This is a genomic window from Quadrisphaera sp. DVD1 (genome assembly GCF_058932755.1).
In genome coordinates, this window is sequence record NZ_JBZYWI010000166.1 from 1 (window position 1) to 6,440 (window position 6,440).

The window sequence follows — 6,440 nt, forward strand, 5'->3', positions numbered from 1 at the left end:
CGGGCGGCCTGCGCCTGGCGCCCAGCCCGTGGGTGGTCCCGGCCTCGGTGTGGACCACCTCGGGCTGCGGCACCGGCTGCCGCGGCGTGTCCCTGTGAGCTGACCCGGCACCCCCGGTCAGGCCGCGGCGTCCTCCTCGGCCTCGGTGAACAGGCGCCGCGACTCCACCCCGATGTCCGGGGTGTCGGTGAACAGGCCGTCGATGCCGGTCGCCCAGAAGGCCAGCTGCTCCGCGAGGGCCCGCCCGTAGTCGCTCGGGTCGGCGCCGAGGTCGTAGTCGGCGGGCAGGAAGGTGTTCTCCGGCCGGAAGGTGTACGGGTGCACCAGCAGGCCCGCGGCGTGCGCGTCGTCGACGAGCGCGGTCGGCGTCCCGAGGGTCCCGTCGGCCTCCAGCGGGATGACCTGGGCCTTGTCCGGGCCGATCCCGTCGGCGTACTCCGCGACCCCCGCCAGGCCCGCCGGGGTGGTGAGGTCGGCGTAGGTGCGGGGGTCACCGGCCGCCACCAGGTCGGCCGGCGCCCCCGTCGCCGCGGTCAGCAGCACCAGCGGCACCCGCAGCCCCTCCTCGTCGAGCTCGCGCAGGTTCGTGGTCTCGAACGACTGCACGAAGACCGGCGAGCGCCGGCGGTCCAGGCGGGCCTCGTGCAGGTCCTCGCGCAGCGGCTCCTCCAGCGACAGGCCGAGGCCGTCGAAGTAGGTGGGGTGCTTCGTCTCGATGTAGACGCCGATCTCGCGGTCCAGCTCCTCGCTGAGCCGGGCGCGCAGGGCCAGCACCTCGTCGAGCGTGGGCACCTCGTACAGACCGTCGTAGATGGTGTTCTCCTGCCGCACCTCGGGCAGGCGCTCGACCGCGCGCAGGGTCTTCAGCTCGGCGAGGGTGAAGTCCTCCGTGAACCAGCCGTCGTACACCACCCCGTCGATCGTCTTGGTGGCGCGGCGGTCGGCGAACTCGGGGTGGTCCGCCACGTCGGTGGTCGTGGAGATCTCCGGCTCGTGCCGGTCGACGAGGACGCCGTCCCTCGTGCTCACCAGGTCCGGCTCGATGTAGTCGGCGCCCATCCGCGCCCCGAGCTCGTAGGCGGCGAGGGTGTGCTCGGGCCGGTAGCCCGAGGCCCCGCGGTGCGCGATGACGAGGAGGTCGTCGGCGTCGCCGCCGCCACCGCCGGTCGCCGCCGGCGCAGCAGCGGCCCCGGCCGTCGGCGGCGCCGCAGCGGGCGCGACCCCTGACAGGACGACGGGGGCGGCCAGAGCAGCCGCGGCGGCGAGGGACAGCAGCGTCCGGGGAACGGGCACGGGGGCTCCAGCGGTGCTCGGACGGCGACGGTCGCCATCGACCCGCCCGGCACAACCTGCCACAACCACCGCGAACCGGACACCCCTCAGCGCGGGGCGTGACCAGGTGGTGCCGGAGCGGCAGCTACAGCTTCTGCACCGGGGCGTAGCGGAGCAGCAGGCGCTTCGTGCCCTCGCTGCGGAAGTCCACGTGGGCGACCGTGCGGTCTCCCGTGCCCTCGACCTCGACGACCGTGCCGAGCCCGAAGGCGTCGTGGGTCACCCGGTCGCCGGGGGCCAGGGCGATGACCGGGCGGGTGCCGGCGGTGCGGACCCCGGGCGTGGAGGCCAGGCGGGCGCCCGCCGGGGTGGTGGACCCGGCGTAGCTGCCGGTGGAGGACCGCGACGAGCCCGTCGGTCCGGCCGGGCGGGAGGAGCCCGTGGGCTCCGCGCGCTCCCAGCGCACCAGCTCGGCGGGCAGCTCGTCGAGGAACCGGCTCGCCGGGAAGTACTGCGGCTGGCCCCACGCGCTGCGCACCGCGGCGCGGGAGATCCGCAGGAACCGGCGCGCCCGGGTGATCCCGACGTAGGCCAGGCGCCGCTCCTCGGAGAGCTCGGTGGGGTCGGCGAGCGAGCGCAGGTGCGGGAAGGTGCCGTCCTCGAGGCCGGTGAGGAAGACCGCGGGGAACTCCAGGCCCTTGGCGGTGTGCAGCGTCATGAGGGTGACGACGCCGCTGTCCAGCCCCTCCTCCTCGTCCTCCCCCGCGGCCACGGCCGCGCCGGGGATCTGGTCGGAGTCGGCGACGAGGGAGACCGTCTCGAGGAAGTCGGCGAGGGTGCCCTCGGGGTTCGCCTGCTCGTACTCGGCGGCCACCGCGGCGAGCTCGGAGAGGTTCTCCACGCGCGACTCGTCCTGCGGGTCGGGGCTCTCGCGCAGCTCGGCCAGCAGGCCTGAGCGGTCGAGGACGGCCTCGAGCACGGTGGCAGGGCCGGAGCCGGCCTCGACGATGGTGCGCAGCTCGTCCATGAGCGTGGTGAAGGAGCGGATGCAGCTCAGCGAGCGGGTCGCCAGGCCGGGGGCCTCCTCGGCGCGGTCGAGCGCGGCCGGGAAGCCGATCCGCTCACGCTCGGCCAGGGCCGCCACGCAGGCCTCGGCGCGCTCGCCGATGCCGCGCTTGGGCACGTTGAGGATGCGGCGCAGGTTCACGGTGTCGTCGGGGTTGGCCAGCGCCCGCAGGTAGGCCAGCGCGTCGCGCACCTCGCGCCGCTCGTAGAAGCGGGTGCCGCCGACGACCTTGTACGGCAGGCCGACCCGGACGAAGACCTCCTCCAGCGCCCGTGACTGGGCGTTGGTGCGGTAGAAGACGGCCACGTCGCCGTAGCGCAGGCCCTCCTCGTCGTGCAGCCGGTCGATCTCGGCCGCCACGAACGCCGCCTCGTCGTGCTCGCCGTCGGCGACGTAGCCGACGATCTGCTCGCCGGCGCCCTCCGACGTCCACAGGTTCTTCGGGCGCCGGTCGGGGTTGCGGGCGATCACGGCGTTCGCCGCGGACAGGATCGTCTGGGTCGAGCGGTAGTTCTGCTCCAGCAGGATCGTGCGCGCGTCGGGGTAGTCGTTCTCGAACTCGACGATGTTGCGGATCGTCGCCCCGCGGAAGGCGTAGATCGACTGGTCGGCGTCCCCGACCACGGTCAGCTCGGCCGCGGGCACCCCCTCGGTGGGCGCGGTCGCCCCCGGCCCGCCGGTCAGCTCGCGGATGAGCACGTACTGGGCGTGGTTGGTGTCCTGGTACTCGTCGACGAGCAGGTGCCGGAAGCGGCGCCGGTAGTGCTCGGCCACGTCGGGGAAGGCCTGCAGCAGCGACACCGTGGTCATGATCAGGTCGTCGAAGTCCAGGGCGTTGGCCTGGCGCAGGCGCTGCTGGTAGAGCCCGTACGCCTCGGCGAGGGTCCGTTCGGCGTGGGTGCCCTCCGCGGCGCGCGCCGCGAAGGCCTCGGGGTCGACGAGCTCGTTCTTGAGGTTGGAGACCTGGGCGCTGAGCGAGCGCGGCGGGTAGCGCTTGGGGTCGAGGTCGAGCTCGCGGCCCACCAGGGCCATGAGCCGGCGGGCGTCGTCCGCGTCGTAGATGGAGAAGCTCGAGCGCAGCCCGAGCGACCCGGCCTCGCGGCGCAGGATGCGCACGCACGCGGAGTGGAAGGTCGACACCCACATCGACGCCGCGGCCGGGCCGACGAGCGCGGCGACGCGCTCCTTCATCTCGGCGGCGGCCTTGTTGGTGAAGGTGATCGCCAGGACCTGCCCCGGGCGGGCGCCGCGGGCGGCCATGAGGTGCGCGATCCGGTGGGTCAGCACCCGGGTCTTGCCCGAGCCGGCACCGGCGATCAGCAGCAGCGGGGAGCCGCTGTGCAGCACGCCCTCGCGCTGGGCCGGGTTGAGCCCCTCCAGGAGTGCGGCGGGGTCGACCGGACGGCGCCCGGCGGGGGCGTCGTCGGGCGCGGCGCCGGAGGCGGCGGAGGGACGGGAGACCGGCAGCGGCAGGTCGTCGAAGAGGGTGCTCATCGCACCCCCAGCCTACGTGTGCGCGGGGACGCTGCGGGGCGCCCGCGGGCGGGCTGGGGACGCCGGGGCGGGGACGGCCGGCATCGCGCCGGTGGCCACGCGCGCCGCGCCCTCGCGCCCGGCCAGCCACAGCGCGCGGGCCTGGACGCCCGTGCCCGGGTGGTCGGTGAAGATGCCGTCGACCCCGGCGTCGAGGAAGGCCAGGTGCTCGGCGAGCGCGCGTCCCGGCGCGGAGTCGGCGTCGCCCAGCCGCAGCGCCGGAGGCAGGTGGACGTTCTCGTCGCGCAGCGTGTAGACGTGCACGGCGAGGCTCGCCGCGTGGGCGTCGGCCACGAGGCTGGTGGCCGCGCCGAGCCCGCCGTCCGCGGCGACCGGCAGGACCATGTCCTTGGACGGCGCCAGGACCTCGGCGTAGGTGGACACCTCGCGCAGGCCGGCCGGCGTGCACAGCGAGCGGCCCAGCGGGTCGTCGTCGACGAGCTGCACCATCGGCAGCTCGACGCCCTCCGCGCGCAGCCGGCGCAGGAAGTCGGGCTCGAAGCACTGCAGGGCCACCGGGGCGGGGGCCTCGGCGCTGCCCGGGGTCGTCGGGTCCACCCCGCACGCCTCGAGCTCGGCGGTCACCATCGCCGCCACGTCGAGGCCCAGCGCCGCGTAGCGGGAGGGCTCCTTGACCTCGGCGGTGACGACCAGGGGCCGGGCCAGCTCCGCGCGCAGGCGGGCGGCCAGCGCGAGCAGCTCCGCGAAGGTCGGCACCTGGTGGTCCCCGTCGTGGGCGGTGGTCGCCGGGCGGACCAGCGGGAGCGGCTCGACGGCGCGCAGCGAGCGCACCTCCGCGAGGGTGAGGTCCTCGGTGAACCAGCCGGTCACCGGCCGCCCCTCCACCTCCCGCGTGGTGCGGCGCGAGGCCAGGTCGGGCCGCGAGGCCACGTCGGTGCTGTCGCTCAGCTCGCTCTCGTGGCGCAGCACGAGCACGCCGTCGCGAGTGGGCACGAGGTCCGGCTCGATCCGGTCGGCGCCCATCCGGGCGGCCAGCTCGAAGGCGGCGAGGGTGTTCTCGGGGCGGTGGCCGCTGGCGCCGCGGTGGGCGATCACGGCCGGGCGCGCGACGGAGGGAGGAGCACTGGAGACCGGGAGGGTGCAGGTCGACCTGGGCACCCCTAGAGCCTGAACGCTCGAGGCGACCCGTGGCGGCAGTTCCGGTGAACTGCCGGTGACGGATCGTCGACGATGCGGCGGTCCGGTCTCAGCGGCACGACGGGCTGCGGCTCAGCGCCGGCCGTCGGTCCGGCGGCGCGAGGCGACCCCGGCCGCCACCGCCGAGCTGAGCAGCACCACGCCGAGCACCGCCACGCCCGCGGCGGGACGGGCGTCCTCGCCGTCGAACGCGGCGGAGGAGGGGACCCGCGAGGACTGCACGGACGCCTGCACGGACGCCGTCGGCGGGGCGGCCGCCGCGGCGGTGACCGGGCCGGCCACGAGCAGGCCGGAGGCGAGCAGCACGAAGGCAGCGGAGGAGCGGCGGGAGGAGCCGCGGGTGCTGGGCACGGCGGGACGGTGTCACACCTTCGGCCCCGAGTACAGGCCCGGGCGGTCACCGGCCGGCACGAGTCGCACGACGGGCGCAGCAGGGCCGGCCACGGGCGGACCACGGGCGGACCACGGGCGGACCACGGGCGGGCCGCGGGCGCCCGTCGCGCGGCCCGGCGGGTCGCGGCGCGGGCCCGCGCCTAGGCTTCCCGGGTGGCCCCCTCCCCCGCGCGCACGCTGCGCCGCCGCCTGTACACGGCGGCGCTGAGCGCCTTCCGCCGGCTGCCGGCGCCCGTGCGCCGGGCACTGGTCCGCGCCGGGACGCCGGGCTTCACCGTCGGCGCCGTCTGCGTCCTCGACCACGAGGGAGCGGTCCTGTTCCTGCGCCAGCCGCACCGCACCGGCTGGTCCCTGCCCGGCGGGCTGCTCGACCGCGGCGAGGACCCCGCCACCGCCGTCGAGCGCGAGGTGCGCGAGGAGACCGGCCTGCGGGTGCGGGTCGGGGTGCCCGTGGCCACGCAGGTGAACGCGCAGGTGCGCCGGGTCGACGTGATCTTCCGGATCACCGTGCAGGAGCGGCCGGTGGTCGTCCCCGGCGGGGAGGCCCAGGTGGCCGCCTGGCTGCGGCCCGAGGAGGTCGGCGACGACGCCGACGCGCCCACCCACGAGATCCTCGCGCTGCTGGCCCGCGCCGTGCGGCCCGGTGGCCACGACGGCGCGGTCGTGCCCACGGCCTGATGGGCGCTCCTGCGGGGGTCGTGCTGGCGGCCGGGCTGGGCACCCGGCTGCGCCCGCTCACCGACCTCCGCCCGAAGGCCCTCGTGCCGGTCGGCGGCGTGCCGCTGCTCGACGCCGCGCTGGCCCGCCTCGCCGCCGTCACCGGCTCCGGGCGCGACCGGGTCGCGGTCAACGCCCACCACCACGCCGAGCAGGTCGTGGCCGCGGTCGGGACGCGCGCCGAGGTGGCGGTGGAGGAGCCGGAGCCGCTGGGCACCGCGGGGGCGCTGGGAGCGCTGCGCGGGTGGCTGGACGGGCGCGACGTGCTCGTCACCAACGCCGACGCGTGGATGCCCGCCGG

At 76.4% G+C, this 6,440-nt stretch carries 6 protein-coding genes; 2 read left to right on the plus strand and 4 right to left on the minus strand.

Features of this window, described 5'->3' with window-relative positions:
- Nucleotides 1-117: 117 nt before the first annotated feature.
- The 4 genes from AC5FZL_RS14680 to AC5FZL_RS14695 form a co-directional block, all read right to left on the minus strand.
- A complete protein-coding gene (locus tag AC5FZL_RS14680; RefSeq protein WP_493619633.1) occupies nucleotides 118-1,293 on the minus strand; it encodes a glycerophosphodiester phosphodiesterase in 1,176 nt (391 codons plus the stop codon).
- 124 nt (nucleotides 1,294-1,417) lie between these two features.
- Nucleotides 1,418-3,832: a DNA helicase PcrA gene (gene pcrA, locus AC5FZL_RS14685; protein ID WP_493619634.1), complete on the minus strand. Its 2,415-nt coding sequence runs from the start codon at nucleotides 3,830-3,832 to the stop codon at nucleotides 1,418-1,420.
- Nucleotides 3,833-3,844: 12 nt separating this feature from the next.
- On the minus strand, nucleotides 3,845-4,990 hold the full coding sequence (locus AC5FZL_RS14690; protein ID WP_493619635.1) for a glycerophosphodiester phosphodiesterase family protein: 1,146 nt from the start codon (nucleotides 4,988-4,990) through the stop codon (nucleotides 3,845-3,847).
- Nucleotides 4,991-5,101: 111 nt separating this feature from the next.
- Nucleotides 5,102-5,380 carry a hypothetical protein gene (locus tag AC5FZL_RS14695; RefSeq protein WP_493619636.1) on the minus strand — a complete coding sequence of 93 codons (279 nt, stop codon included), beginning with the start codon at nucleotides 5,378-5,380 and terminating at the stop codon, nucleotides 5,102-5,104.
- A 195-nt stretch (nucleotides 5,381-5,575) separates the two neighbouring features.
- Between AC5FZL_RS14695 and AC5FZL_RS14700 the strand changes: the two genes are divergently transcribed.
- Together AC5FZL_RS14700 and AC5FZL_RS14705 are read left to right on the plus strand one after the other, a co-directional pair.
- Complete coding sequence (locus AC5FZL_RS14700; protein WP_493619637.1) at nucleotides 5,576-6,100, plus strand: NUDIX hydrolase; 525 nt, start codon at nucleotides 5,576-5,578, stop codon at nucleotides 6,098-6,100.
- Nucleotides 6,100-6,440, plus strand: a 341-nt coding sequence (locus AC5FZL_RS14705; RefSeq protein WP_493619638.1) for a nucleotidyltransferase family protein, incomplete at its 3' end; no start/stop codon positions are given. The genes AC5FZL_RS14700 and AC5FZL_RS14705, both read left to right, overlap by 1 nt.